The organism is Corallococcus exiguus (assembly GCF_009909105.1).
Classification (GTDB): Bacteria; Myxococcota; Myxococcia; order Myxococcales; family Myxococcaceae; genus Corallococcus; species Corallococcus exiguus.
In genome coordinates, this window is sequence record NZ_JAAAPK010000003.1 from 913002 (window position 1) to 938050 (window position 25049).

At 69.5% G+C, this 25049-nt stretch carries 21 protein-coding genes; 10 read left to right on the top strand and 11 right to left on the bottom strand.

Translation table 11 applies throughout. From position 1 onward, the window contains the following. Nucleotides 1-31 precede the first annotated feature (31 nt). Both GTZ93_RS15190 and GTZ93_RS15195 read left to right on the top strand, forming a co-directional pair. Nucleotides 32-1669, top strand: a complete 1638-nt coding sequence (locus GTZ93_RS15190) for a cell wall anchor protein (RefSeq protein WP_315967327.1) — start codon at nt 32-34, stop codon at nt 1667-1669. Nucleotides 1670-1810: 141 nt separating this feature from the next. Continuing rightward, entirely contained in the window at nt 1811-3760 is a 1950-nt protein-coding gene (locus GTZ93_RS15195; protein WP_139920833.1) for an FG-GAP-like repeat-containing protein, read from the top strand. Nucleotides 3761-3788: 28 nt separating this feature from the next. Here the strand turns inward: GTZ93_RS15195 and GTZ93_RS15200 are convergent, their stop codons facing one another. Next, nucleotides 3789-5087, bottom strand: coding sequence for a hypothetical protein (locus tag GTZ93_RS15200; RefSeq protein WP_139920831.1), 1299 nt, complete (start codon nt 5085-5087; stop codon nt 3789-3791). A gap of 159 nt (nt 5088-5246) precedes the next feature. Here GTZ93_RS15200 and GTZ93_RS15205 point away from each other — a divergent pair, with 159 nt between their 5' ends. Then, complete coding sequence (locus GTZ93_RS15205) at nt 5247-6527, top strand: metal-dependent hydrolase family protein (RefSeq protein WP_139920829.1); 1281 nt, start codon at nt 5247-5249, stop codon at nt 6525-6527. 9 nt (nt 6528-6536) lie between these two features. Here GTZ93_RS15205 and GTZ93_RS15210 read toward each other — a convergent pair whose 3' ends face one another. The 3 genes from GTZ93_RS15210 to GTZ93_RS15220 are packed head-to-tail and all read right to left on the bottom strand — an operon-like array spanning nt 6537 to nt 11068. Further along, nucleotides 6537-7853, bottom strand: a complete 1317-nt coding sequence (locus tag GTZ93_RS15210) for a M16 family metallopeptidase (protein WP_139920828.1) — start codon at nt 7851-7853, stop codon at nt 6537-6539. 3 nt (nt 7854-7856) lie between these two features. After that, nucleotides 7857-9143, bottom strand: a complete 1287-nt coding sequence (locus GTZ93_RS15215; RefSeq protein WP_139920826.1) for a M16 family metallopeptidase — start codon at nt 9141-9143, stop codon at nt 7857-7859. Beyond that, entirely contained in the window at nt 9140-11068 is a 1929-nt protein-coding gene (locus tag GTZ93_RS15220; protein WP_161662830.1) for a toxin-antitoxin system YwqK family antitoxin, read from the bottom strand. Before GTZ93_RS15220 ends, GTZ93_RS15215 begins: the two co-directional genes overlap by 4 nt. A gap of 401 nt (nt 11069-11469) precedes the next feature. Here GTZ93_RS15220 and GTZ93_RS15225 point away from each other — a divergent pair, with 401 nt between their 5' ends. After that, the gene (locus GTZ93_RS15225) at nt 11470-11967 is read left to right on the top strand and encodes a hypothetical protein (protein WP_139921339.1); all 498 of its coding nucleotides are present in this window, start codon (nt 11470-11472) and stop codon (nt 11965-11967) included. Here the strand turns inward: GTZ93_RS15225 and GTZ93_RS15230 are convergent. Beyond that, complete coding sequence (locus tag GTZ93_RS15230; protein WP_120580445.1) at nt 11925-12185, bottom strand: hypothetical protein; 261 nt, start codon at nt 12183-12185, stop codon at nt 11925-11927. The genes GTZ93_RS15225 and GTZ93_RS15230 overlap by 43 nt on opposite strands. Further along, nucleotides 12182-13324 (bottom strand): linalool dehydratase/isomerase domain-containing protein, encoded by a 1143-nt coding sequence (locus GTZ93_RS15235; RefSeq protein ID WP_139921337.1) that lies wholly within the window; start codon nt 13322-13324, stop codon nt 12182-12184. Before GTZ93_RS15235 ends, GTZ93_RS15230 begins: the two co-directional genes overlap by 4 nt. Nucleotides 13325-13475: 151 nt before the next feature. On the opposite strand from GTZ93_RS15235, the gene GTZ93_RS15240 reads away from it, so the two are divergent. Further along, nucleotides 13476-14504, top strand: coding sequence for a hypothetical protein (locus tag GTZ93_RS15240; protein WP_139921335.1), 1029 nt, complete (start codon nt 13476-13478; stop codon nt 14502-14504). 42 nt (nt 14505-14546) lie between these two features. Further along, nucleotides 14547-15542, top strand: a complete 996-nt coding sequence (locus GTZ93_RS15245) for a hypothetical protein (protein ID WP_139921333.1) — start codon at nt 14547-14549, stop codon at nt 15540-15542. 94 nt (nt 15543-15636) lie between these two features. Here the strand turns inward: GTZ93_RS15245 and GTZ93_RS15250 are convergent, their stop codons facing one another. Together GTZ93_RS15250 and GTZ93_RS15255 are read right to left on the bottom strand one after the other, a co-directional pair. Then, nucleotides 15637-16884 (bottom strand): hypothetical protein, encoded by a 1248-nt coding sequence (locus GTZ93_RS15250; RefSeq protein ID WP_186820053.1) that lies wholly within the window; start codon nt 16882-16884, stop codon nt 15637-15639. A 214-nt stretch (nt 16885-17098) separates the two neighbouring features. Continuing rightward, nucleotides 17099-19078: a putative metal-binding motif-containing protein gene (locus GTZ93_RS15255; protein WP_139921331.1), complete on the bottom strand. Its 1980-nt coding sequence runs from the start codon at nt 19076-19078 to the stop codon at nt 17099-17101. A 432-nt stretch (nt 19079-19510) separates the two neighbouring features. On the opposite strand from GTZ93_RS15255, the gene GTZ93_RS15260 reads away from it, so the two are divergent. From GTZ93_RS15260 to GTZ93_RS15270, 3 genes are all read left to right on the top strand, one after another. After that, nucleotides 19511-20383 carry a DMT family transporter gene (locus tag GTZ93_RS15260; protein WP_139921328.1) on the top strand — a complete coding sequence of 291 codons (873 nt, stop codon included), beginning with the start codon at nt 19511-19513 and terminating at the stop codon, nt 20381-20383. A gap of 125 nt (nt 20384-20508) precedes the next feature. Beyond that, on the top strand, nt 20509-20769 hold the full coding sequence (locus tag GTZ93_RS15265; RefSeq protein ID WP_120580438.1) for a hypothetical protein: 261 nt from the start codon (nt 20509-20511) through the stop codon (nt 20767-20769). A 107-nt stretch (nt 20770-20876) separates the two neighbouring features. Then, nucleotides 20877-21140: a hypothetical protein gene (locus GTZ93_RS15270; RefSeq protein WP_139921325.1), complete on the top strand. Its 264-nt coding sequence runs from the start codon at nt 20877-20879 to the stop codon at nt 21138-21140. A gap of 142 nt (nt 21141-21282) precedes the next feature. Here GTZ93_RS15270 and GTZ93_RS15275 read toward each other — a convergent pair whose 3' ends face one another. From GTZ93_RS15275 to GTZ93_RS15285, 3 genes are all read right to left on the bottom strand, one after another. Beyond that, nucleotides 21283-21498: a hypothetical protein gene (locus GTZ93_RS15275; protein ID WP_139921323.1), complete on the bottom strand. Its 216-nt coding sequence runs from the start codon at nt 21496-21498 to the stop codon at nt 21283-21285. A 208-nt stretch (nt 21499-21706) separates the two neighbouring features. Next, nucleotides 21707-23644, bottom strand: a complete 1938-nt coding sequence (locus GTZ93_RS15280; protein ID WP_139921321.1) for a glycoside hydrolase family 15 protein — start codon at nt 23642-23644, stop codon at nt 21707-21709. Between the two features lie 370 nt (nt 23645-24014). Then, nucleotides 24015-24395 carry a hypothetical protein gene (locus GTZ93_RS15285; RefSeq protein ID WP_139920092.1) on the bottom strand — a complete coding sequence of 127 codons (381 nt, stop codon included), beginning with the start codon at nt 24393-24395 and terminating at the stop codon, nt 24015-24017. Between the two features lie 167 nt (nt 24396-24562). On the opposite strand from GTZ93_RS15285, the gene GTZ93_RS15290 reads away from it, so the two are divergent. Continuing rightward, a complete protein-coding gene (locus GTZ93_RS15290) occupies nt 24563-24922 on the top strand; it encodes a hypothetical protein (protein ID WP_161662831.1) in 360 nt (119 codons plus the stop codon). The last annotated feature ends 127 nt before the right edge of the window (nt 24923-25049 follow it).

The following is a 25049-nucleotide window of genomic DNA, read 5'->3' on the forward strand; positions in this document are numbered from 1 at the left end:
TGCCTCGACTCGCCTCATCCCCCAGGCAGGAGTGACCTTGACGTTCTTCAACCGGAATGTTTCACGCATGCTGTGCTCGGTATCGCTGCTCACGCTCGCGAGTTGCGGGCCGCTGACGGAGGACGCCTCCTCCCTCCCCGAGCAGGAGGTCGCGACCGCCCGGCAGGCGGTATCCAACATCGCGTACCGGAGCAGCGCCACGGCGGGCGGCAGCACGCGCACGTCGCTGAGCATCGCGAAGCCCACGGGCACGGCGGTGGGTGACGTGCTGCTGGCGCGCATCATCAACCGCAACAACGTGGCCGCGGTGGCGACGCCTCCCGCGGGCTGGACGCTGGTGCGCTCGGACCAGAGCGCGTCGCAGCTCAAGGCGTGGATCTTCTACAAGGTCGCCACCGCGTCCGAGCCGTCCACGTACGCGTTCAACATCGACCTCGCCAGCTACATGGCCGGCAGCATCTCCGCGTTCTCCGGCGTGGACACGGCCAACCCCATCGACGCGCAGACGGGCCAGAAGAACGGCCTCACCGCCAGCTTCGACACTCCCGCCCTCTCCACCAGCACGGCCAACGGCGTCGCGGTGTGGTTCGGCTCGCAGCTGTGGACCGGCGCCGCGTGCCCGGCGAGCCCCATCGTCCCGCCCGCGGGCTTCACCGAACCCGAAGACACCTGCCTCGTGTCCTCGTCCACGGGCGTCATCTACAACGTGGCATACAAGGACCTGGGTGCCGCGGGCGCGCAGGGCTCGTTCAACGGCTCCTCCCCCTACGCGGAGACGAACACCGCGCAGGTGGTGGCGCTGCGCGCGGCCAACGCCTCCGCCTCCTGCTCCGTGGGGGACACCTTCTCCACCGCGTACACCACCCAGGGCACCGTGACGGCCACCGCGCTGGTGGAGCCGTCGGGCATCGCCGCCAGCCGCCTCACGCCGGGCGTCCTCTACGCGCACAACGAGGACACCACCGCCATCGTCGCCATCAGCACCGCGGACGCGAGCACGAAGGGCACCTTCACCGTGTCCAACGTGACGCCCGCGGACTGGGAGGACGTCGCCACCGGCCCGTGCCCCGCTGGCCAGTGCATCTACATGGGCGACATCGGCCGCTCGAGCGCCAACTTCCCCACGCCGCCGTCCACCTTCGCCGTCTACCGCATCCCGGAGCCCGACATCGGCGCGGGCCAGACGAGCGGAAACCTCACCGCCGAGGCCTTCCCCTTCCAGTACCCGGACACGCCCAAGGACGCGGAGACCATCATGGTCCACCCCACCACGGGCGACATCTACATCGTCACCAAGTCCTACTCGGGCGCGAGCAAGGTCTACAAGTTCCCCCAGCCGCTCCCCACGCCGGGCACCATGAGCACGCTCGTGTTCGTGGCCAACCTCCCGCTGCCCACCACCACGGACACCAACTACGGCGCCGCCACGTCCGGCGCCATCCACCCGTGCGCCAACCGCTTCCTGCTGCGCACCTACCGCAAGGTGTATGAGTTCCGCGCCGCCACCGGCGCGGCCTTCGAGACCGCGTTCGCCGCCACGCCCGTCTCCCTGACGGACACCGTGGAAGGACAAGGCGAGGCCATCGAGTACGACCCGACCGGCACGGCCTATTACACGATGAGCGAGTCGCCCTCGCCCTTCAAGCTCAAGCGCGTCGTGCGCCAGTAGCTCGCAATCGCAGTCATGCCCAGGCCGCGTCCGGCTCCCCACGCCGGGCGCGGCCTTCGCGCGCCGTGAGACATCCACGGCGCGCCAGCATGCCTGGACGGAATTTATGTTATTTCTCGTTTTCCATGTATAATCGCAGCAATGCGATGCTTCCGTCCCCATCTCGCGTGCGCCGCCGCGCTGCTCTCGGTGTTCACTCCGTTGCTGGCCTGTGGGCCGGACGGAGGCGCGCCGCCCTCCCCTGACGCGCTGCCCGGACAGTCACGGGCGTTGGCGACGACGGAGCACAAGGCGTTCCGGGTGATGACGTACAACGTGCGCGGTCCCCTGGACACGGGCGTGCGCGCGTGGCCCAACCGCAAGGCGGCGGTCCTCCAGCGCATCCTCGCGAACAACGCGGACATCGTCGGCGTGCAGGAGGCCCAGGCGCCCTCGGGCGGCCCCAGCATCCCCGCGGACCTCATCGCGGGGCTCACGGGCACGGACAAGCCCTACGGCGTCTACAACCCGGGCGGCGGCAGCCCGAAGCTCATCTTCTTCAAGAAGAGCCGCTTCGAGATGGCCCCCGAGGTGGGCCAGGGCAACGAGGCGCTCGTGAATCCCTATGCCTCCAGCGCCACGTGCTTCAGCCACGCGGAGGGGAAGAAGATTGCCTGGGTGGGCCTGCGCGACCTGACGTCCGGCCAGGTGTACTTCGTGGCCAACACGCACTTCGCCTACGCGGCGGCGTGCTCGCTGGGGCGGCTCAAGGAGGCCGAGCAGATGGCGTCGTTCCTGGCCACGAAGCCCGGGGGCCTGCCGGTCATCGCCATGGGGGACTTCAACTCCGACGCGCAGGGCCAGTCCACGCCGGGGGAGACGACCATCGCGGACCTGGAGGGCGGGGCCCGGCTGTTCCGCACCGCGCGCTTCGACGGCGTGACGGGCGAGGATGACGCCACGTTCAACAACGCGTGGAGCGGCTCCACGTCCACGAAGTACCAGCGGCTGGACTACATCTTCCACAACGGGGGCGCGCTCACCTCGTCCGCGCCCGCCATCGACCGGACGGAGAGCGGCGGCCTCACGCCGTCGGACCACTACCCGGTGCTCGCCACCCTTCGCCCGTCCATCTTCACCGCGGGCTCCACCCTTTCGCCCACGCCCAACGGCACGTCCACCAGCACGCAGCTGTTCTTCGCGGACGTCACCGGAGACGGCTGCGCGGACCGCATCAGCTGGAACTACGCGGTGGGCGAAGGCGAGACGTGGGTGGCGAAGTCGAAGTGCGACGGCGGCTTCGCCACGGCGGTGAAGAACACGGGCGCGACGAGCGGCGTCGCCACCACGCGCTTCTTCTTCGCGGACGTCACCGGCGACGGCTGCGCGGACAAGGTCCTCTGGCGGCCCAACCTGGGGGACGGCGAGGTGCGCATCTACCCCGCGAAGTGCGACGGCACCTTCGCCGACCGCGTGGCCGTCACCCAGGCGGCCAGCACCAGCGACGCCACGCGCTTCTTCTTCGCGGACATCACCGGCGACGGGTGCGCGGACCTGGTGCGCTGGAACCCCACGCAGAGGTCCGGCGCGTTCGACACCTTCGTGTCGAAGTGCAACGGCACGGTGTCGTTCGGCGCCGCGGTGACGAGCACGACGGGAGCGAACACGAGCGCTGGCACCCGCGTGTCCTTCGCGGACGTGGACGGCGACGGCAAGGCGGACCGCATCCTCTGGAATCCGGACCAGGAAGGGGGCCGCACGCGCGTGTACCGCTCCACCGGCGCGGGGGCGTTCACGCTGTTCTTCCTGCACGAGTCAGGCACCAGCGGCGTGGACACGTCCCGCTTCTACTTCGCGGACGTGGACGGCGACGGCAAGGCGGACAAGGTCTTCTGGCGGCCGGGCTTCCGCGAGGGCCGGATGCAAATCTATCCGAGCACCGGCTCCAACTTCGCGGGCAGCCCGGTGATGGACAACACGGGCTTCAGCAACTCGGAGAACACCGGCTTCTTCTTCGCGGACATCGACGGCCGGGATGGCGCGGACAAGGTGTACTGGAACCCCGGCAACTACGACGGCGACACCAAGGTGTTCCGCGCGCTGGCGCCGTAGCGGCGAGGCGCCAACGCGCAGGGGAAGCTCAGTCCTGCAGGATGACGCCGCCATACGCATCGGTGACCCAGGAGTCCGGGGCCTCCAGCGACGGCGCCTCCTTCTTGAAGAAGTCCTGGTAGCCGAGCCCCGCCCCCAGGGAGCGCGAGAACCATTGCACGGAGTGGCGGCCCGGGGGCAGCTCCCGCGTCGGTGACACCTCCGCGGGCAGCTTGAAGGGGGTAAAGCCACTCGAGGCCGCGGGGGCTGTGAAGAACCAGAGGAACTGCGGCGTGGCTTCCTGGGACATCCAGCGCATCGTCACGATGTCCGCCATGGGGTCCGCGCTCCAGCGCAGCGTCAGCCCGGAGCGCGGCCACACGCCGGGCCGATACCACGGGCCCGGTTCGGGCGAGGTGAGCATCGCGGGCTCCGGCAAGGCCAGCGACGTGACGCCCTCATGGGACAGCGGCGTACGCGCGCGCACCTGCCCGCCCGCGATCCACTCACTGTCGCCCGCCATCACCACCGCCTGGACATCCACGGTGTCGAACGGCGGCGTCCGGGCCATGGTCCTGATTTCGGTGGGCGCGGCCCCCTGCTGTTGCATGCTGAAGAGGGGCTCCGACCCGAGCGTGAAGACGGTGAAGACGTTCGTCACCGCGCCGTAGGGCTGGAGGCGGGTTACCTCCAGGGGGTGCCGCTGGTCCAGTGGGTGGTCCAGGGGAATGACCAGGTCGCTGAGGACCAGCTCCCATCCCACGGCGACGTCCCGCACCATTCCCACGCGTCCATCTCCGGCGGGGTCTCTGGCGAACAGCGATACCCGGCCAGCGTCCTTGCCCAACGCGTCGACACGGAAGGTGCCATCCCCATTCGCCCGGGTCTTTCCCGCGAAGCCCTTCCCCACCACGTTGACTGTCGTCGAGTTCCCCGGCTGGTTCGTCACGCGGCCGGTGAGGGTCGCCTGCCGGTTGTCCGGGAGGCCGCCCCCTATCAAGGCGAAACCAGAGCGGACCCACACCTCCGGGCCCTCCACGGCCAGCGTCGTGCCGACCGTCACGCTGCCCTCACTGACGACGACGAAGGTGATGTCCTGCGGGCCGGTGATGGCCGCGTCATGGAACCGCGCGATGCCGTCACGGCCCAGCGGCTGACGGAAGCGGCTGCCATCCCCCAGGAGGACGGTGATGGCCCAATCGGGGCTGTCTGGGTAGGGGACGAAGTCCCACCAGTCCGAGTGGACGACGAAGGTGGGCGGGCTTTCCGTGCCCGCGTCCGGCGGGGGAAGGGGCTTGTCGCCACAGGCGACGCACAGCAGCACGGCGAGCACAATCAGTCGATGCAAGGAAGGTCCCCCTGAAGAATGGCGCGGCGTTCGGAAGCCTCCCTCCCAAAGCACGCACCCAACCCACCGGGACTCATACACGAAGATGAGCACTCCTTGGGCCCTGCCCCACCAACCCATGGCCCCGGACGGTGCGACGCGCGCAGACTGCGCCCCCACATGCGCGCCCTGCTCCTAGCCACCGTCCTGTCCGGGGTCCTCGTCTCCGCGTCCGCGCGGGCCCAGGTCCCTGCCCGTTCCTACGTGCTGCGCCCGGCGCGCGTCTTCGACGGCACCACCGCCAAGCCCCACACGGGCTGGGTGGTGGTCGTCACCGGCGAGCGCATCGTCGCGGTGGGAGCGTCCCAGGGCGTGAAGGCGCCAGAAGGTGCGGAGCTCATCGACCTGCCCGGCGCGACGCTGCTGCCCGGCCTCATCGAGGGCCACTCGCACCTGTTCCTGCATCCGTACAACGAGGCGACCTGGAACGACCAGGTGCTCAAGGAGTCCCTGGCGCTGCGCGTGGCGCGGGCCACCAACCACGCGAAGGCGACGCTGATGGCGGGCTTCACCACCACGCGTGACCTGGGCACGGAGGGCGCGGCGGACGCGGACGTGGGCCTCAAGCAGGCCATCGACCAGGGCATCATCCCGGGCCCGCGCATGGTCGTCACCACGCGCGCGCTGGTGGCCACCGGCAGCTACGGCCCCAAGGGCTTCGCGTCCGAATGGACGGTGCCCCAGGGCGCGGAGGAGGCGGACGGCGTGGACGGCCTCACGCGCGCGGTGCGCGGGCAGATGGGGCTCGGCGCGGATTGGATCAAGGTCTACGGCGACTACCGCTGGGGCCCGCGCGGCGAGGCGCTCCCCACCTTCTCCCAGGAGGAGATGCGCCTCATCGTGGAGACGGCGAAAAGCGGCGGACGTCCGGTGGCCGTGCACGCCAGCACGCCGGAGGGCATGAAGCGCGCGGTGCTCGCCGGTGCGGAGAGCATCGAGCACGGCGACGCCGGCACTCCGGAGGTCTGGAAGCTGATGGCCCAGCGGGGCGTTTTCCTGTGCCCCACGCTGGCGGCGGGCGACGCCATGCTCCAGTACCGCGGCTGGAAGCGCGGCGTGGACCCGGAGCCCGAGTCCTCGAAGAAGAAGCGCGAGGGCCTCAAGGCCGCGCTGGCGGCGGGCGTGCCCCTGTGCGTGGGTGGGGACTCGGGCGTCTTCACGCACGGGGAGAACGCGCGCGAACTGGAGCTGCTGGTGGCCAGCGGCGTGACGCCCGCGCAGGCGCTCCAGGCGGCCACCTCCGGCAACGCGCGCATGCTGCATTGGGAGGACCGCGTCGGGCAGGTGAAGGCCGGGCTCTTCGCGGACCTGGTCGCCGTGGAGGGAGACCCCACGCAGGACATCAGCTCCGTGCGACAGGTGCGGCTGGTGATGAAGGGCGGCACGCTGTACCGGCGCTGAAAGCCAGGCTCAGAGCGGCGTGCTCACGATGCGCACGGAGCGCTCCTCCACGAAGTACCGGCGAACGAAGTCCTTGATGATCGCGGGCGTGAGCGGAGGCGGCGGCTGGAGGAATCCCAGGTCCGTGCCGCCCTCCCTGCGCGGCTCCGAGGCCTCCGCCGCCAGGGCATCCGCCAACGCCGGGCCCGCGCTCGACAGCCCGTCCACCTCGCGCCGTCCCCGCTGAGCCAGCAGCTTCTGCTCGACGGCGGAGGGCGGACGCTTCGCCAACGACTCGAAGGTCTCCTGCATCCGCGACGGCAGGAGGGAGCCGTCCAGGGAGCGCGTGTACCCGAACGCCAGGAGCAGGTCGTTGCCGCGCAGCGTGAGGCACCGCACGTCCACGCCGGAGACGATGGGCTCCTTGACGTGCACCGCGAGCAGCAGCCGCAGCTCGAGCAGCGCCGCCACCGCTCGGCACGTCGCCCTCGCCTCCTTGGGGAGCGCATAGCCCAGCGTCACGAAGGTGTTGTCCGCCCGCGTCTCCTGCTCCACCGGGAAGAGGGCCTCCTCCAGCGCGGGCGCCACCTGCTCCTCCGCCAGGGCCGGCGCCAGCCGGTAGCCCTCGTCCACCAGGCGGCGCGCGTCGTCTCCGCCCACGGCGCCCGTGAAGACGAGCGAGACGTTGGAGGTGAGGTACTCCGAAGCGTAGAACCTCAGCACGTCCTCGCGCGTGATGCGGCCGCGCGAGTCCCGCGAACCGATGAGCGCGTAGGCGGCGGACACGCTGGAGAAGAGGGCCCCTTCAATCTGGCTGCCCAGCAGCGAGTCCTTGAAGTGGTACGTGCTCTCCGTCTGGATGATGCCCAGCTCGCGCTCCAGCCGCTTGCCGCCGGGGAGCATGGGACTGGTCACCATGCGCAGCATGTCCCGGGCCAACGGGACGAACGCGCTCGCGGGAGCATCCAGCATGTACACGGTGGCGTTCGACAGGGTGTGGGCATTCAACATGCCGCCAGCCGCCTCCACGCGCGCGCGCAGCTCCGGGCCCGCCAGGTCATGGCTGCCGTGGAACACCAGGTGCTCCACCAGGTGCGCCAGGCCCTCCTTGCCCGGCGGATCATGCGAGGCGCCGGAGCGCACCACCACGCGTAGCGACGCGGTGTCCGACGCGGGCTGGGGCACCAGCAGCAGCTCCGTCCCATCCAGCAGCGTCTCGGAGGTGATGGCCGGCACCGCGGCGGCGGGCGGGGACGCGGTCTGCTTGCGTGAAGCCGCGCCCACCGGGGACGCGGCGAGCAGCACCAGCCCGAGCAGCGCGGGCCTCCAGGAGAAAGGGCGATGCATGGGTTATCTCCGCCGCATCCGTGCGCCCGCCGTGGAGCGGAGCGGAACGACGCTGGGGGTGAACAGCAGATGGACGCGGCGGTCCTCTCCCAACCAGCCCTGCACGGACTGGGTGAGGGACTCCGGCGTGAGCGACGTCAGCGCGGCCTCCAGCTCCGGCGCGTACCAGGCCGGCGCGTGCACGCTCGCCGCGAGCGCGAGCCCCACCTCCGTGGGACTCCGGTCGTCCGTCCGCAGCCGCGCGAGCACCTGGGCCCGGGCCTGCGCGAACTCCTCCGCGCTCACGCGCCCCTCGCGCACCGCCCCCACCTCCTCCAGCATGAAGGGCCCCAGGTCCAGCGCGGACGGGTCCCGCGCGGGCAGCGTCAGCACCAGCTGATCCATCCACGGCGTCAGCACCACGGATGCGTCCTGCGCGTAGCCCACGCCCAGGCGGCGGAAGCGCTGCTCCAGCCGCTGTCCCAGGAGCACGCCCACCACCCGCGCCGCCGCGGCCTGCCGCGCGTCCTTCAATTCAATGGGATAGGCCAGCACGTTGATGTCGCTCACCGCCGGAAGCTTGAGCGTCACCGGAAGCAGGGGAGACAGCCGCGTCACCGCCGACGGCGTCCCGCCCTTGTAACGGGCCACGGTGCGCTTCAGCGCCTCCACGTCGAAGTCCCCGGCGGCGATGACCACCGCGTTGCGAGGGCTCAACGGCCCGGAGAGGTAGGCGGAGATGTCGCGGTCGGAGAAGGACTGCACCGACTGCGCGTTCGGCGGCACGGGGGCCCTGAAGCGCGGCTCCGTGGAGAGCACCAGGGCCAGCACCGACTCCAGGAAGTCGTCCGCGAAGGTGAGCGACGGGTCCTGCCCGGCGCGCTCCAGCGCTGCCTCCAGCCGCGCGTCATCCACCTGGGGCGAGAGCACCTGCGTCAGCAAGCACTCCGCGAGCGCATCGAAGTCCTGCCGGGGGGCGCTCAGCGTGAAGCTGCTCTGGCGCAGCCCTGTCGACAGCGTCAGGGTCGCGTTCGCGCCGAACAGCTCGCGCACCAGGTCCTCGTAGCGCCCGCGCCGGTTGGCCTCCAGCATGACGTGCTGGGACACCCGCGTGAGCCCCGCCTGGCCTCCCTCGTCGAAGCGCCCCACGGTGAAGACCACGTGCAGCGTGGCGCGCTCCGCCCCGGCCCGTGGCGCGAGCACCAGGCGCGCGTGCTCCGGCGACTCCCGCGAGCGTTGAACCTCGAAGGGCGCGGCCGACGCCGCGCTCCAGGCCCAGAGCAGCAGCCCTCCCCAGACCCACGCCTTCATGGTGCCTCCTGGCTTGCCTGCGCACCGGTGCCCGTCGCGGGGACCGCCACGGCCGTCCCCACCTTCACGCTGGGGCCCGCCACCGACTCCTCCACCCGCAGGCCGTTGAGCCCCGCCCGCCGCACGGTGAGCGCGTAGCGCGCGGCGCCGTCCGCCGTGTCACGTCGGGGCCAGGCGAGCCGCAGCCGCTGGCCCCACCACTCCAGCGGATGCCCGCCGTACAGCGCCTCCTCCACCACGGGCGAGGAAGACCCCTGGGCCGCCAGCGCCCGCTTCACCCTCACCATGTCCGCCGCGGACTCCCAGCGCGCCTCCCGCTCCTCCTCGTCCTCCGGCCGCGCATCCTTCTGGGCCAGGGCCCGCGCGCCGCCGTGCACCCGCGAAGGCCGTCCCGCCAGCCACCAGGACAGCTCCAGCCGGTTGCCCCGGGCGTCGTAGGTGCTCCACTCCCCGTCCCGCAGGCCGCGCGCGTAGAGGCCCTCCACGTGCGTGATGCCTCCCGCGAAGAAGTGGGTGTAGGGGCCGTGGAGCTTGCCGGCCGAGTACGTCCTGAGCTCCAGCACGCGCCCGTCCGGAGACAGGTCCTCCACCACGCCCTCCAGCTGCCCCCCGGCGAAGTGGGCGCGGGCCACCACCGCATCCGGTGAGGCCTCGTCGCGGATGCGCCATTCGCCCACTGGCAGCCCCTTCGCGTATTCACCGTCCGCGAGCAGCCATCCCTCCCGGTCCCAGCGGGACCAGGGCCCGTGGCGCAGCCCCTTCACGAACGCCTCCCGGAAGAGCAACTGTCCCCGCGCGGTCCGCAGCCACGAGGGCCCCTCCGGCGTGTCCAGCGCCGTCACGCAGCGGGACAGCGCGTGCCCCGCTGGCGAGGACGCGCGCCACAAGGTGGTCCCGGAGGGGCAGGCGTCCAGGTTCCAGCGCGGCGCCACGAACAAGCCCGCGGCGATCCCCAGCAGCGCCAGCGCTCCCGCCCCGGACCAGGAGGACGGCAGCGGGGCCGCGGGGCTCGGCGGCGCGGCCCGGGAGACCCGGGGCAGGCCATGCTGTCCCTGGCTCAACTGGTGGAGGACGCCCTCGCGCATCCACAGCGTCCCGCAGGAGGCGCACGGCACCACCGCGACGCCCTGGAACACCACCGTCGCGCACGCGCCCCCGCAGGAGGCGCACTTCGCCGGCCGGCCCCCGGGCTCCTCCAGCAGCCGGCGCAGCGACTCCGCGCGCAGGCCGCGCTCGGTGAAGACCTGGTCCTGCTCACGGGCGGTCAGCAGGTCTCCGCCGCAGCCATCGCAGTGGGACCCCAGCCGCCCCTCGCTCCGCCACAGCGGGGTCGCCGCCGGACAGTCCGGGCAGTCGTAGCCCGCCTCCTGCCGCGCGGCCTCCGGTGCCGGAGCGGCCACGGCAGGCGCCGCCTCCGCGCCAGCTGCCTCCACATCGCGCCACGTCCACCACACGGCCCGCAGGAAGCCCAGCTGCAGGGCCAGGAGCACCGCGTCCGCGCAGAGCACGGCCAGGCCCCAGCGGGGCGAGCGCGTGAGGAACTCCTGGGTGAGCAGCAACGGCACACCGCCCTGAAGCAGCACGATGCCGGAGGCACAGGCCTTCAGCATCCGAGCGCGGGCGTGCGGCAGCGCGGCCAGGACCCACGCGAGCCGGGGCAACCCCACCAGCAGCAGGCCCGCCACCAGCCCCGCCGCCACCGACGCGAGCCGGGCCGGGGGAAGGGCGCCGCGCCCCCGGAGGCCGTGCACCGCCACCGCCAGGAACAGGGCCCACGCAATCCAGGGCACCAGAGACACCGCGAGCGCCCAGGGCCGGGGCGGCACGCTCCACAGCCACGGCCCCAGCAGCCAGGCCTCCAGGAACCGGGGCATCGCCTCCGGAGAAGCCAGTTGCCCGAGCCGCGCCATCCCGAACGCGCCCATGAACAGCAGGGCCAGCCTCGCGGCGTTGCGCGCATTCCTTCCGCCGGCCCCTCCGACCGCTTCCCCCTCATTGACTTGTGAAGACATTTCCCCTCGGGATGAGACGGCGCGCAGTCTAATCACATCCCGTCGTCACACGGAAAACCCTCTCCGCGAAACGCGCCCTCAGGGCAGGGATTGACCCGGACAACCCGCCTTGCCTATACGTCCGCACTCGGAGGGGGACGGGTCATGGGAGCCCGCGCCCTGATGTCTTTCAGGCCTGTCTTTGATTCCAGGGAAAATCCATGTCATTGCTCAGCAACGTTCGGCCGTGGGTCCTGGGTGGCATTTGCCTCATGTCGGCGACAGGGGCCCATGCCCAGGGACGAAATGGTTCACGTTCGTCCTATTGGAAGGCATTGCCCGGCTCCAATGTGAAGGTGGGGGACTCCACGAGTGCGGGTTCCGGGAACGTGCTGCCGGACAAGCAGGCCTTCTGCCAGGACGTGAAGGCGGTGGTGCGCACGGTGGGCAAGGGCTTCAAGCCGCTCCGGGGGCAGGCCCAGCGGGGAAACACGGAGGAGCTCTCCATCTGGGAGTCCACGAAGAACATCCAGGACCTGCGCTGCTCCGTCTACCAGACGCGGGTCCTGGGGGATTACGTGTACTGCGTCCAGACGAACCTGGAGTGCGCGCCGGCGCAGGACCGCTTCCACCTGCTCTCCAGCTATCTGATGAACACGTGCTACCCGGGCTGGAGCTGGCGGGACTCCCGGCTGGACTCGTGGGACACCTATTCACAGCGCCGGAGTGTGCTGGCCACCAACGACGAGGGGCTGCGCATCTCGCTGGAGATGAGCCGGGCGAAGGACTCCTATTCCCGCTGTGACGTGACGCTCACCTTCGAGCTGCTCTGAAGCGCGGCGTCCACCAGCCCCGCCAGCAGCAGCACCGGCGCCACCAGCACCATGCCGAACCAGGCCAGCGCGTAGAGGACTCCAAAGCCCATGCTCCACGGGCCGCCCACGACGGTCCCGGACAGCACGCCCACGGACTCGCGACCTCCGCCCAGGTGCAGCGACAGGAAGAGCGCGCCGATGCCCAGCGCGGCCATGACGAACGGGTGTCGCATCATCGGTGCGCCTCCAGGTGCGGCGCCCGCGCGAGGCGCCAGAGGGGTCCTTCGACGAGCGCGTACAGCAGCACCGCGTCCGCGAGCGGATTGCCCGCCGCGAAGCGCAAGCCGGTGTCGGCGTGTACCGGGAACGCCGCGAAGTGGAGGCTGGTGAGCAGCCCATCCAGCGCCTCTTCGTCGTCGAACGCCGCCGCGCCCACGAGCGCCAGCCCGCTGGAGCCCGCGTTCGCGTTCACCCACGGAATCGTGGGCCCGGAGTCGATGTCCTGCACTGCGGCCTCCTCCGCTGGCCACTCCCCCGCCCACGCGAAGCCCAGCGCCTGCCCCAGGAGCGCGGCGCGGGCCCGCTGGTATTGGTCGCTCGCGAAGTCCGCGTCCACCACCTGGAGCATGTGCGCGGCGAGCCACAGCGTGGAGCCCTCCGGCCCGTCCTTCGTCACGCCGTCGTAGGTGAAGCTGGACACGAGCAAGCCTGTCCGACTGTCGGACAGGTTCTTCCGCGCGGAGGCCACCCACCGGCGCAGGAGCGCGCCATGGTCCCGCCCGTCCACCCTGTCCGACAGGCGCAGCGCCGCGAGCGCCAACGTGTTGCAGAAGGTCCAGCCCTCGTCCGGGTAGCTCTCCGCCGCGAGCACCGGCGCGCGCTCCAGCTGTCCGGCGATGAGGTCCACGCGCTCGCGCAAGAGCGGCGCGTAATCCGCGCGCTTCTCCACCATCTGGCGCGCGGCGAGCATCAATGCCAGCTCACCGTCCACGAAGAGGCTGCGCCCGGCCGGGTCCTTGAAGGGGCCCGCGTGCACGTAGGGCAGGAAGAAGGCCTCATGCGCCCGCCGTTCGTCTCGCAGCGTCCGGGCGATGAGCACGTCCACCACGGCCAGGTGCTCCGCCTTTCGTGCGGGCTCCGACAGCGCGAGGTTCGCGAACGACAGCACGGAGAAGGTGCGCACCATCAGGTCCCACTCCGGGTTCGTGCGGTGGAGCACGTCGCGCTCCGCGCTCGATTCCTGGAGCGAGAACGTGCGTTGGCGAAGGGCCAGCGCCGCTGTCAGCGCTTCCCGGTCGCGGGGCCGGAACAGGAGGTGGAGCGCCGGCAGCCACACCGCCACGGCCAGCACCAGCAGCACGAGTTTGCGTCGCATGTCCGGCAGTATGGGCCGCGGACAGGGCCGCATCCTGGACCCGCGGGCCGGACGGTCGGCCCCGCTCGCTGAACGGTCGCGGTCCTGCCTGAACCGGCGCATGCCGGAAACGCCATGTCCCAACCCGCCGGGCCCGCGTGTCTCAAGGGCCATGAAGACACCCGGATGGACGGCGCTGACGATTGGAGTGTTCCTGGGAGGCTTTGGCCTGCTGAAGCCCCCTTCGGCGGAGGCGTGCGGACGCCCCCTGTGCACCGTGGAGGGCAGCCGCGTTCCCCTGCCCCCGGACGCGGTCGTCCCGGCGAACGTGCCCGCCCTGGTGGTGGTGCCTCCCGCCTATGAGTGGGTAGAGGAGCAGAGCCTGCGCTTGCGAACAGAGGCAGGCGTGGACGTGGAGGCACGCCTCATCAAGGGCCCCGGAAACAGCGGCGTCCTCGCCCCAACCGCCCCGCTCGTCGCCGGAACGCGCTACCACCTGGAGGGGACCGTCCCTTGCAGTGGCGGAGGTGGTGGGCATCCGTTCGTCGCGATGGCGGACTTCACCGCGGGCCCGGAGGCCGCGCTGCCCACGACGACCGGCGTGCTGCAGGCGGGATCCGGGCAGCGTGGACAGATCAAGGTCTGGGACGGCAGCGCGTCGTGCGCGTCGGGCTACATCGGTGGCTGGGTGACGCTGGAGTTCACCCCCACCCCCGAGCTGGTGCCCTTCCTGCCGTGGGTGCGATGGACGCTGGAGGTGGATGGACAGACGTGGGCCACGGCCCCGCACGGCGCGGTGGACTCCAGCGGCGGTGTCATCCCCGCGGATGGATTCAGGACGATGCGGGACCTGCTGACCGTCTACACGCTCTGTGGCTACGAGTCCCCCGGGATGCCGCCCTCGGCCGAGGGCATCGAGCCCGGAGAGCACACGGCCACGCTGCGCCCGGTGCTCGAACAGTCGGGGACGGCGCTGCCCGTGCTGGAGACCACCTTCGAGGTGAACTGTCCTCACTTTGGCTCCGACGGCGGCTACACCGAGCCCATCCCCGACGCCGGCACCGGCACCGTCACCGACCCGGATGACAACCTCACGCCGAAGGCCAAGGGATGCTCCCAGGCGGGCGGAGGCCTCGCGGCGTTCGGGCTCCTGGCCACGCTCCGGCTCTGGCGACGCGGGCCGCGCACGAATCGTCCCTGAGGCATGTCCCACGTTCCCGGGCTCCGGTGTCTCATGGAGCAAATGCACGGATACACCTGGACATGGGGCGCGGTGGGGATGTTCCTCCTGGGGCTGGGGGCGCTCGCGCCGCGTTCCGCGGAGGCATGCGTCGCGCCCAACTGCATGGTGGATGTCCGCTTCCCGCTCCCCGAGGACGGCGGAGCGGTTCCCGCGAACGTCCCCGGGCTGGTGGTGGTGCCACCGCTCCTGGAGAACACGAACGTCTCCACCCTCCGGCTGCTCCAGTCGGATGGCACGCCGGTGCCTTTCACGCTGGCGAATGGCGGCCGTAGGACGCACGTCGTGGTCCCGAAGGCGCCGCTCGTGCCGGGCACGCAGTACCGCATCGAGGCGAAGGGCCTCTGCCAGTACCAGGAGACGCAGACGCAGTCCGCGACCTTCACCGCGGGCCCGGAGCTGCCCCTGCCCACGACCCTGGGCACGCTGAGCGTGGACACGCCGAGCCGGGGGGTGTTCCCCGTGTTCGGGGACTCGAACTGCGGAAGCCCGCAGGAAGGCGACGCCACCACGCTGCGCTTCACCCCATCACCGGAGCTGGTGCCGTTCCTGCCCTGGGTGCACTGGGCGGTGGAGGTGGACGGGCAGCCCTGGTCGTTCGCCAATCACCACGGGTTGACCTCGACGGGCGAGGACAACCCGGACAGCCACAAGTACGAATACAACCGGCAGCTGCTGTTCCTCTACACGGTCTGCACGTCGTACAACCCGCCGCCGCCCGGCCTGGGCCTCACGCCCGGAAGCCATCGGGCCACGCTGCGGGGAACGCTGGAGCACGCGGACATCACGCTGCCGCCGCTGAGCGTGGACTTCGAGCTCCGCTGCGCCACGCCCTGCATGTCCGGTGGCTGCGCCGACGGGGGCACCGACGTGGTCGAAGACCCCGAGGACGAGGAGCCCATCAAGAACCCCTCCAAGAGCGGCTGCACCCAGGCGGGAGGAGGCCTGACCGTGCTGGGCCTCCTCGCCACGCTGCGGCTCTGGCGCCGGAGGAAGTAGCACTCCAGGGGCAGGGCTCGAACCTGCGTCCAGCCGGATGAGCGCCGACTGCTCTACCCCTGGCGTACGAAGGCGGCATCCTGCCGGACCGGACCTACTTGGACGGTGTCTGGGTCGCGGGAGCTTCCCCGGTCACCCGCAGGGCGAGCGCGGCGAAGGTGGCGATGACCGACCAGTAGAGGAAGCGGAAGTCACAGCCGATGCTGATGACCAGGTAGCTCAGTCCGTAGCCCAGGCCCGACAGCGCGGTGAAGAACGCGAGCGGCCGGCGTCTCACATCGAAGAGCGAGAGAAGGGCCAGCACGGTGAGCGCCCCCAGCCAGGCCCAGCCCCGGAACAGCAGGGAGTTGCTCACGAGGTCCGCGCCCCTCCGCAGCCACTGGTGAAGCAAGCCCCGATCCGGCAGCTGGAACCCCCAGGGATTGGGATCGATGCGCGCCTGGAAGGGGAAGAACACCGGCCCGTCGAATGCGCCGATGAGGCGCCGGAAGGTCTCCCAGCGGTGGTGCGCGTACGCGACAGGCTGTGCTCGGACGACGCGGGTCCATTCACGCACCAGCACGTCTCGCCGGCCGGGAAGGCTTTCAAGGCGGACCGGCCGCGCATCCGGAGCGCCCGCCAGGAGGAACCCGACGTGGAAGGGCGAGTAGCTGCGCGCCAGCTCCGGGGCGGAGGTGTCCTGCTCCAGGGTGGAGCCCGGGAACAGCTCGGGGTGCGCGACGTAGATGCCCGCGAGGTCGAAGACGAAGAGCTGGCCCGCGGCCCAGGCCTTGCTGGCGCCCAGCGCGCGGTTGATCAGGGACGGCGTGAGGGCAAGTCCGGCCACGAGGACCGCGAGCACCAGGGCCCGCAGCGGCCAGCGCCACCTCGGGCGCGACAGCTGGAACATCACGGGAATGGCCAGGGGCAGGGCCGCGACGAGCGCGTTGTGACGGAACGCCGTGCCCGCCATCAGCAGCACCAGCGCCCAGAGCGGACGGCGGCACTTGAGCGCGGCCACCGCGCCGAGCAGCACCGCGGCGGCCATCACGTCCTTCCAGAGGGTGACCGCGAGCGCCCAGACGGTCGGAACGACCAGGAAGGTCCCAAGGATGAACAGGCCCCTGCGTCGCATGCGTCCATCAGGTGAACGCACCAGCAGCGCCATGCTCCCCGCCATCAGGAGGAGCTGGCCCACGAGGACCAGCCACGGAGAGCCCACCAGCCTCCCGCTGAGGCCCAGCAGCAACGAACCGAGAGGCGGATGGACGTCATCGAAGACGCCGCGGAGCCCCTGCGCGTACTGGTCGATGGTGTCGACCGACATCAGCCCCGGCTGGAAGGCCGCGTACAGCACGACCACCCAGAGCACTACACCGAGGCGAAGTACGTTGTCCCTCCACGCCGGCGTCGGTGGGACGGCGTCCCGCGATGAGACGTGAGCCGGTGATGAAGAGCGATCCGAGGGTTGGGACAAGAGCGTCGACCTGCCAGTGCTGGAGCGTCCCAGTACCATGAGCCCCGGGGAAAAGCGCGCCGATGGAGTCGGCACGCCTTTCCAGCCGGTCACGGGTGGCTCAGGGAGGCGTCGGCTCGGGAGCCGTGAAGTTCACCACGGTGCTGCCATCGCCCGCTGCGGCAAACCGGGTAGGCCTGGGTCCGTCCAGCGACCTCAATGTCTGCGCTGCAGTGTGCTCGGTGCTCCAGGCACTGCCATTGAAGAATGCAATCGTGTTCGCGGTCGTCACCGCATAGATGCCATTCTTGCTGAAGGCGAGCACGTCCAGGATATCCGGGACAGCCGTTCCACCGTTGGGAATCGGGAGCTGCGGCAGGGCATTCCAGCCTGCTCCGCTGGTCCACTCGTAGACCCGCCCATTGTCGCCCGCTGCGTATGCGTAATGAGCGTTCAGGACATGCACCCCTCGCATGAAGGATGTAGCCGAAGCCCCCAGCGACTCAGCCGTCCATGTGGCTCCTGTCGAGTTGGCACGATAGGCCTGGGCCTTGAGGTCCCCGTTCGCATTGCCTACCGCCAGGAGCGAATCCACCGACTTCAAGCCTCCAATCGCACGGAGGTTCGCGGGGACCTGCGCGATCTCAACCAGATCGCCTGGGTTGTTGTAGGGCGGAGCCCAGCGATAGATCTTTCCGTTGCTCGCGACCGCGAAGACCGTGGCACCGACCGCGGCGTCATCAATCCCAAAGACGCCATTGAAGTCCGTTTCGTTCTTGTCGGTCGACACCTGAGGCGTGAAACACTTTTCATTGGCTTCGACAAGCTTCCGAGTCGACAGCCACCCGTCCTCTCCGACAACGAAGACACGACTATCCTGGGCGACCCAGGCCGCATTCCAGGACTTTCGACAAGAACCATCCGTGAACTCCTTGAGGCCAGGGCTCGCACTGTCCAGATGAGCGAGCTTGTTCGGGCCCGCGATCCATCCCTTCTGCCCCTGGTCGTAAAGGGCAATGGCCTTCAGCGTATCCGTAGGTCCGAGAACCCCTGCGTCGGTCACCCAATCGGGGAGAGTGCACCCCTCGTCCACGCCGCCGACGCAGTTGTTGTCCAGCCGGTCGCAGGCCTCCGCCAGCCCATTCCGGACGTAGGTTGAGCTCTCGTCGCAGTCCTCGGACTGGGGAACACCGCCATCCACGGGCGACTCACAGCCCAGCCCCGCGTCCTGGCCCTTGAACCCGTCGCCGTCGCCGTCCACGAACCAGACCACCGGATTCACCCCGTCAAGTCGCTTACATGCCGACTGGCTCAGGTTGGCACACGCAAGCTTGCCATCGCACTTGAGCTCATCCTTGCACTCATTGCCGACGCCGAAGTCCTCGTCGTCCATGCCATTGCAGTTGTCATCCTTGCCATCGCAGCGGAACTCCGCCCGATCCGGTCGGACCTGCACGTCGTCTTCGTTGCAGTCACCACCTCTATCCGAGGCCCCAGCAGGCCGGGAGCAGGCTTTCACCTCGGTGCTTCCGTAGCCGTCCCCGTCCACGTCCGTGTACCAGGTCAGCTTGTCGATCGCGTCCGACTCCCCGAGGGTGCAGTTGTCATCCTTGCCGTTGCACACCTCCGTGGCGCTGGGATTCACGGCGATATCCCCGTCCTCGCAGTCAGTGCCGCTGACGACACCCTCGGCGTCGTCGCTGCTGAAGTAGCCGTCCCCATCCGCATCGTTGGCCCGCACGAGGAAGGCCACGTCCAGCGTGCCTTCCACGGGAACCTGCGCCTTCTTCTCCTGCGGGTCGCCCAACGCGGGGGTCGAACAGTCGACCTCATGAAGCTGCGTCGTCACGCTCAGCACGCGGCCCCAGTCCTTCTTCCGGTACACAGCCACCGACACGCTGCCCGGCGTGTTGCCGGGGATCGCCACGTTGAGGCTGTTCGTGTTCGCCGCGTTGTCCACGTCCGTGGCGGTCACCGTGACGCATCCGCGCGCGAAGCCGCTGTAGGCGAGGGTGACGTTCAGCGCTCCGGCCTTCGAGTCGTCCTTCTTGCACCCCGCCAACACGGAGGCACACAGCACTGCCATCAGGATTAAACGCATGGGACGGCATTTTCGGGCGCCCCCCTGACTCGGGCAAGACGCATCGGAGAGAAAACGCACCTACACGCACCCCAACGTGCGGAGGAGTGCTTCAAGCCCGCCGCCACAAGATGTTTCCACCCTGCCCGGCGGCGGCATGCCCTTCACTGCCGACGGGCGCCATCTTCCCGTCACCCAAGAAGTCGAGGCGCGCCGGGTGCTCGCAGGGCCGAGGAAGGGTGCAGGCAAGCAGCGGCTCGCGCGTGAGCGGAGGCCTGCCGCCGCTGCACTTCGGCATGGCGGCGTACTCCCTTCCCTCGTGAGTCCCACCGAGGCGAAGCGCGGGCAACAGACGTGCAGGAGGGCAGCGTGGGTTGACAGAAACACTTCAGCCAGGACGTGATGCCCGTGGGACATGACGCGCGTCACACGGCCCGCTATGTCCGATGCCGCGTGAGCACTCCCCTCCTCACCCTGCTTGCCCTCCTGGGCTTCGCCGCGAACTCGCTGCTGTGCCGCGCTGCCCTCTCGGGTGGCGCGGCGCGCAGCATCGACGCGGGTTCGTTCACGCTGGTGCGGCTTGCGTCGGGAGCGCTGGTGCTCGCGGTGCTGCTGCGGCTCCGACGGGGCGGCGGCAAGGTGACGGAGCACGGGAGCTGGGCCTCTGCGCTCGCGCTCTTCGTGTATGCGGCCGGCTTCAGCTTCGCGTACGTGCGTATCGGGGCGGGCGTGGGCGCCATGCTGCTCTTCGGCTGCGTGCAGCTCACCATGCTCGCGGCGGGGCTCGCGCGCGGTGAGCGGCCGCGCGCGCTCGAGTGGGCGGGGCTCGCGGTGGCACTCGCAGGGCTCGCGGGGCTCACGCTTCCTGGAGCGAGCGCGCCGGATGCGCTCGGCGCGGGGCTCATGGCCGCGGCGGGCGTGGCGTGGGGCATCTACAGCCTGCGGGGGCGTGGGAGCACGGACCCTCTCGCGGCAACGGCCGGCAACTTCGTGCGCGGCGTACCGCTGGCCCTGGCACTCGTGCTGCTCGCCCGCGCTCTGGACGCGGCCCCACCCCCGTCCCCGAAGGGGCTGCTGCTCGCCGTCACGTCAGGCGCGCTCGCCTCGGGCGTGGGCTACAGCCTCTGGTACGCAGCGCTGCCCCACCTGAGCAGCGCGCGCGCAGCGGTGGTGCAACTGTGCGTCCCGGTCATCGCGGCAGTGGGCGCGGTGCTCCTGCTCGGAGAACCCCTCACCCAGCGGCTGCTCCTGGGTGGCACCGCGCTGCTCGCGGGCGTTCTGCTGAGCCTGCGTGCGAAGCAGCGTCCTATCGCAGCCAAACACTGACGGGCACTCCGCGGAGACCGCTCCGTGCGTAGCTTTTCAGTGTCATCGCGGCTTTCCATGTAAACCTTGACCAACCCTTTTGTCCGCTGTTGCATCAGCACCTCACCAGCGAAAAGGAGCGTCACATGTTGCTTCGTGGATTCGCGATGTTCGCCGTCGTCTCCATCTTCGGAATGGGCTGTGGTGGCGCGGAAGTAACGGACGGTGCCGAGAGCGATATGCAGGCCGGTCAGGTTTCCGCCGAGCTCGCCAACAGCTGTGAGACGCTCCAGACCCGCCGCTGTAATCCGGGGGCGGAGACGGGCTGTCAGTGGGCCAATGGCACCTTTGGCGAGTGCTTCTGCCAGGAGATCCCCTTCAACAAGTGGGTCTGCTTGAGCAACTGAAGTTCCCGCGGCAACCGCCTCTGACCGGGAATTCCCTGTCAGAGGCGGCGTGCCGCCAGCTTCAGGGCGCCTGCATCCACAACTCATCAGCGAAAGGGAGTGGCATCATGTTTCTTCGTGGGCTCGCGATGGCCGCTGTCGTCTCTGTCTTTGGAATGGGCTGTGGTGGCACGGAAGTGCCGGAGGACGCCGAGAGTGGAGAGTCACTCGGTCAGGACTCCGCGGCGCTTCTCGACAGCTGTGAGACGCTCCAGACCCGCCCCTGTGTCTATGACACGTCGAACTTCTGTCAGTGGTCCAATGGCGCTCCGGGGGAGTGCTATTGCCAGGATGTCCCCTTCAACAAGTGGTTCTGCTGGGTCAACGACTAGGGAGGTACGAAGCCTTGGCTCTCCCCGGGGGCGCCCTGCTTGGGTTCTGCGTTGCGCTGCGGGCCTACGACGTGTTGGCCCTCTTGCAGGCGGCGGTGCAGACCGCCCACCCGGTGTGCGAGGAGAAACCCATCTCCCCTTTCTACATCGCGGCCGAACTGCGCGAGTACTCCGGCGGAATGAAGGCCGCCCTTCCGGAGGAAGTACGCATCACGTCGGTCCAGGTCTCCTTGCCGACCCTGTACAGCGTGTCTCCTTCGCGGTATCCCCGCTTGAAGAGAATGTTCCCCACCTCTATGGCCGCGAGGCTCCGCGGAATCGTTTCTTCGACGATCTTCGTCTGCTTGGCGATGTACATCCGCTGATTCACGATCAGGCCGCGCGCGTCTCCCTGCCGGAAACCGGGCGGTGGGATCCGAACCGGTCTGGTATTGGGAGCAGTTCCAGTCGCTCCACTGGATGAGCAGGTTTTGCGTTCGGCATTAGACAAAGCCAGCAAGACGAATTCCAGTGTATTTTAATAAATTCGGACTACTCTCACAATAACGAGAAGAAGGACACCAGGGTCACTCAATGGACGGCGGCTCGGGCTCCAGGAGGTGCGGGGGCTCTGACTGCCCCTCGTCACGGAGCCTGAGCGCGCGGTCGATGCGCGCGGCGGCGCTGATGAGGCCGAGGTGGCTGAAGGCCTGTGGGAAGTTCCCCAACTGCTCGCGCGTCAGCGGGTGGATCTCCTCCGCCAGCAATCCCAGGTGGTTCGACGCCTCCGCGTGCGCGACGAAGACGTCCTCGGCCTCTTGGATGCGATTGGCCAGCGCCAGCGCCTCCGCCAGCCAGAAGCCGCAGAGGATGAAGCCTCCCTCCGGCCCCCCTACCCCGTCATCCATCCGGTACCGGCGCAAGAACGGGCCCGCCCCCAGCTCCGCGCGCAGCCAGTCGAGCGTCCTCAGGATGAACGGATCCGTCCCCCGGAAGCAGCCCACGATGGGCAACTGCAGCAGCGCGGCGTCCGGCTCGTTCCCTCCGTAGACTCCGACGAAGTGCTTGCGCGCCGGGTCCACGCCGTTGCGCAGGATGTCCGCCCGGATGACGTCCGCCAGGGCGCCACTGGACTGCTCCAGCGCCGTCTCCCCGAAGAGCCGTGCCAGGTGCTGCCCCCGGCGCAGGGCCAGCCACCCCATGAGCTTCGAGTGGACGTTGTGCCGCATCTCCCGGCGCGGCTCCCAGATGCCGTGGTCGGGCTCGCACCAGCGGCGGGCGGTGGCCTGGATGACTGAACGGAGCAGCCTCCAGGTGCGCAGCGGCAGCCGCCCGCCGGAGCGCTCGTAGAGGTACGCCGCGTCGAGCAGCGCGCCCGCGGTGTCGAACTGGAATTGGTCCCTCGCGTCGTTCCCCAGCCGCACCGGCCGCGAGCCCTGGAAGCCGCCCAGGAGGTCCAGCTCCCGCTCCGGCGGCACGGAGGCGCCGTCCAGCGTGTACATCACCTGAAGCGTGTCACCGCGCTGCAACGTGTCGCGCACGAAGTAGAAGAATTCGCGCGACTCACTCTGGAAGCCGAGGAGGTTGGTGGCGCGCACCGCCATCGCGGAGTCGCGGACCCAGCTGAAGCGGTAGTCCCAGTTGCGAGGCCCTCCAATCCACTCGGGGAGCGAGGTGGTGGGCGCGGCCACCATCGCGCCCGTGGGGCCGTACATCAGCAGCTTCAGCGCCAGCGCGGAGCGCAGCACGTGGTGCCGCCACGGCCCTTCGTAGTGGAGCTGTTGCGCCCACTCGCGCCAGGCCTGGCGCGTATCCCGCAGGTGGTCGAAGGGCCGGTACGCGGCCAGCGGCTCCGGCCGGTCGGAATCCCACGACAAAATCATCCAGCGCCGCTCGCCCGGCTTCATCCGGATGCGCGCCTGGAGGCCCGTGTCTCCCCGGCAGGGTGAACCGCGCAGCGCCTCGCAGGGCCGCCACTCCGCCTCCCCGCTGAGCACGGCGACCAGCCGCTCCCCTCCCGACCCACGGGCGACCAGGCCGTGCTCCTCCCGCTCCACCCGCGTCCGCGACGCCCCGTAACCGAAGCGCGGGTCGAAGACGATGTTCAGCTCCACCGGGCCTTCCAGGCACTCGATGCTCCGGTGCACCTCGTGGACGTTGGAGCGCGGGTCGTTGGTCCACGGCATGTAGTCGATGATGCGGATGGCCCCCTTGCGCTCGAAGCGGAACAGCGTCTCCAGGACGTTGGTGTCCGGGTCGTAGCGCTGCAGGCTCTCGAAGGGCCACACGACGGGGGTGATGCCGGTGATGCCCCCCTTCTCGTCATCGAGGATGCCGGCGAAGACGCTTGGGCTGTCGAAGCGGGGGAAGCAGAGCCAGTCGATGACGCCGTCCGGCCGGACAAGCGCGCAGGAGCATCCATCGCCAATCACCCCGCGGCCCGCCAGGGGGACCTCCCGGTAGGACGCCGGGTTGGTGAACCGGAAGGGGCGGGCCATCCGCCTGGCGGCGCTGTAGAGGTCCATGAGCAGGCGTGTCGCGGGGCAGGAGCGCGACCTCCCGCCCTCAAAGTAGCGACCCCCGCGACGGCCGCACCCGGCAACCCACCCACGCAGGGGGCCCCCTCCCCGCCCCGTGGCCCCTCCCTGGAATCAACGGAGGGCCTGACCGCTCCCCGCCGCAGCGGTCCCTTCCGCCTGCACCTTCACGGTGGCGGGGGTCTCGAGCGAGCGCAGTTGCTGCCTGCCCACGTCCGCCAGCGCCCCCACGGGGTCCTGGACGAGCTCTTCCTTGATGACCAGGGAGAGCTTGCGGTTGGCATCGAACTCGATGCGAGCCGAGACCTGAGCAGGGGGACGCGGACGGCCGCTGACATGGGTCGTCCGCGTTGGCGCGTCACAGCGCGCTGCAGGCCCAGACGCCCAGGGGCGTACAGAAGCAATTGGGATTGGGGTGGCCCGGCAGGCAGCAACTCCGCGACCCGCCAACAGGCGAACACGGGGTCCCCGCGAGCTTGCTGCAGCGATTGTTCAGCCCACAGATGGGAGTGGAAGGGATGCAGATGTTGTAGAAGCCATCGCACTCGACGGAGTCCGCCTGCACCGAACAGGTGTTCCCCTCACAGGACACCGTCGAGCCATTCGGACAGGTTTGTGAGCACGTGACGAGGGCGCTCGACTGCTGCTCCAGCTCCGGCGCCTCGACAGGTTCCAATCCACCACAGGCCGCCAGCACCGGGACGACAAGCACCGTCAGCACACTCAGGAAACTCTTCATGGCGTGTCTCTCCTTGGGGAATCGAGCGGCATCGAACCACAACATGCGCTCATTTCGCCACGGAGCCGCGCCTGAAGAAGTACTGGGAACCCACCTCACTGCGCTCGTCACGTCCCCAATCCTTCCGGGGACTTCATGATGCCGATGGAACGTCATAACCTGAGCCAATGGACGAGCAACTGCCTCTCTTCCGCAGTAGCGCAACCACGTTTCGCTACGCAGGCTGGCTCACTCTTGGCACCCTGCTGACATGCGGTGTCCCGGTTGTCGCGTGTGTCGAATCCGCCGCGCTGGGGCCCTATACGACCTGGTACAATCAGAGCAAGCTCACCACGGCGCTGAAGGCTGGGCTCAAGGGACGCCCTGCCAGCGATGTTGAGGCGGTATTGGGGTCGGCTGACGAGATCTTGAACCGCAGCGAGTCACAGACGTTCAACTACTATCCGTACCCCTATCTTCCATTCTCGAAGTTCCAGGTATTCAGCGTCAACGGTGTCGTGACCGGCTTCGAGATGTTCGACGACTAGCTGCCGCCAGCGCGTCAACATCGGCCCTGGACCCGAGGCAAGGGCGCTCAGGACCAGGTCAAGAAGTCGGATACGTTCAGCGTGATGCTGGCGACTGATGTCTTCGGAGACGATGAGGGCAATGGAC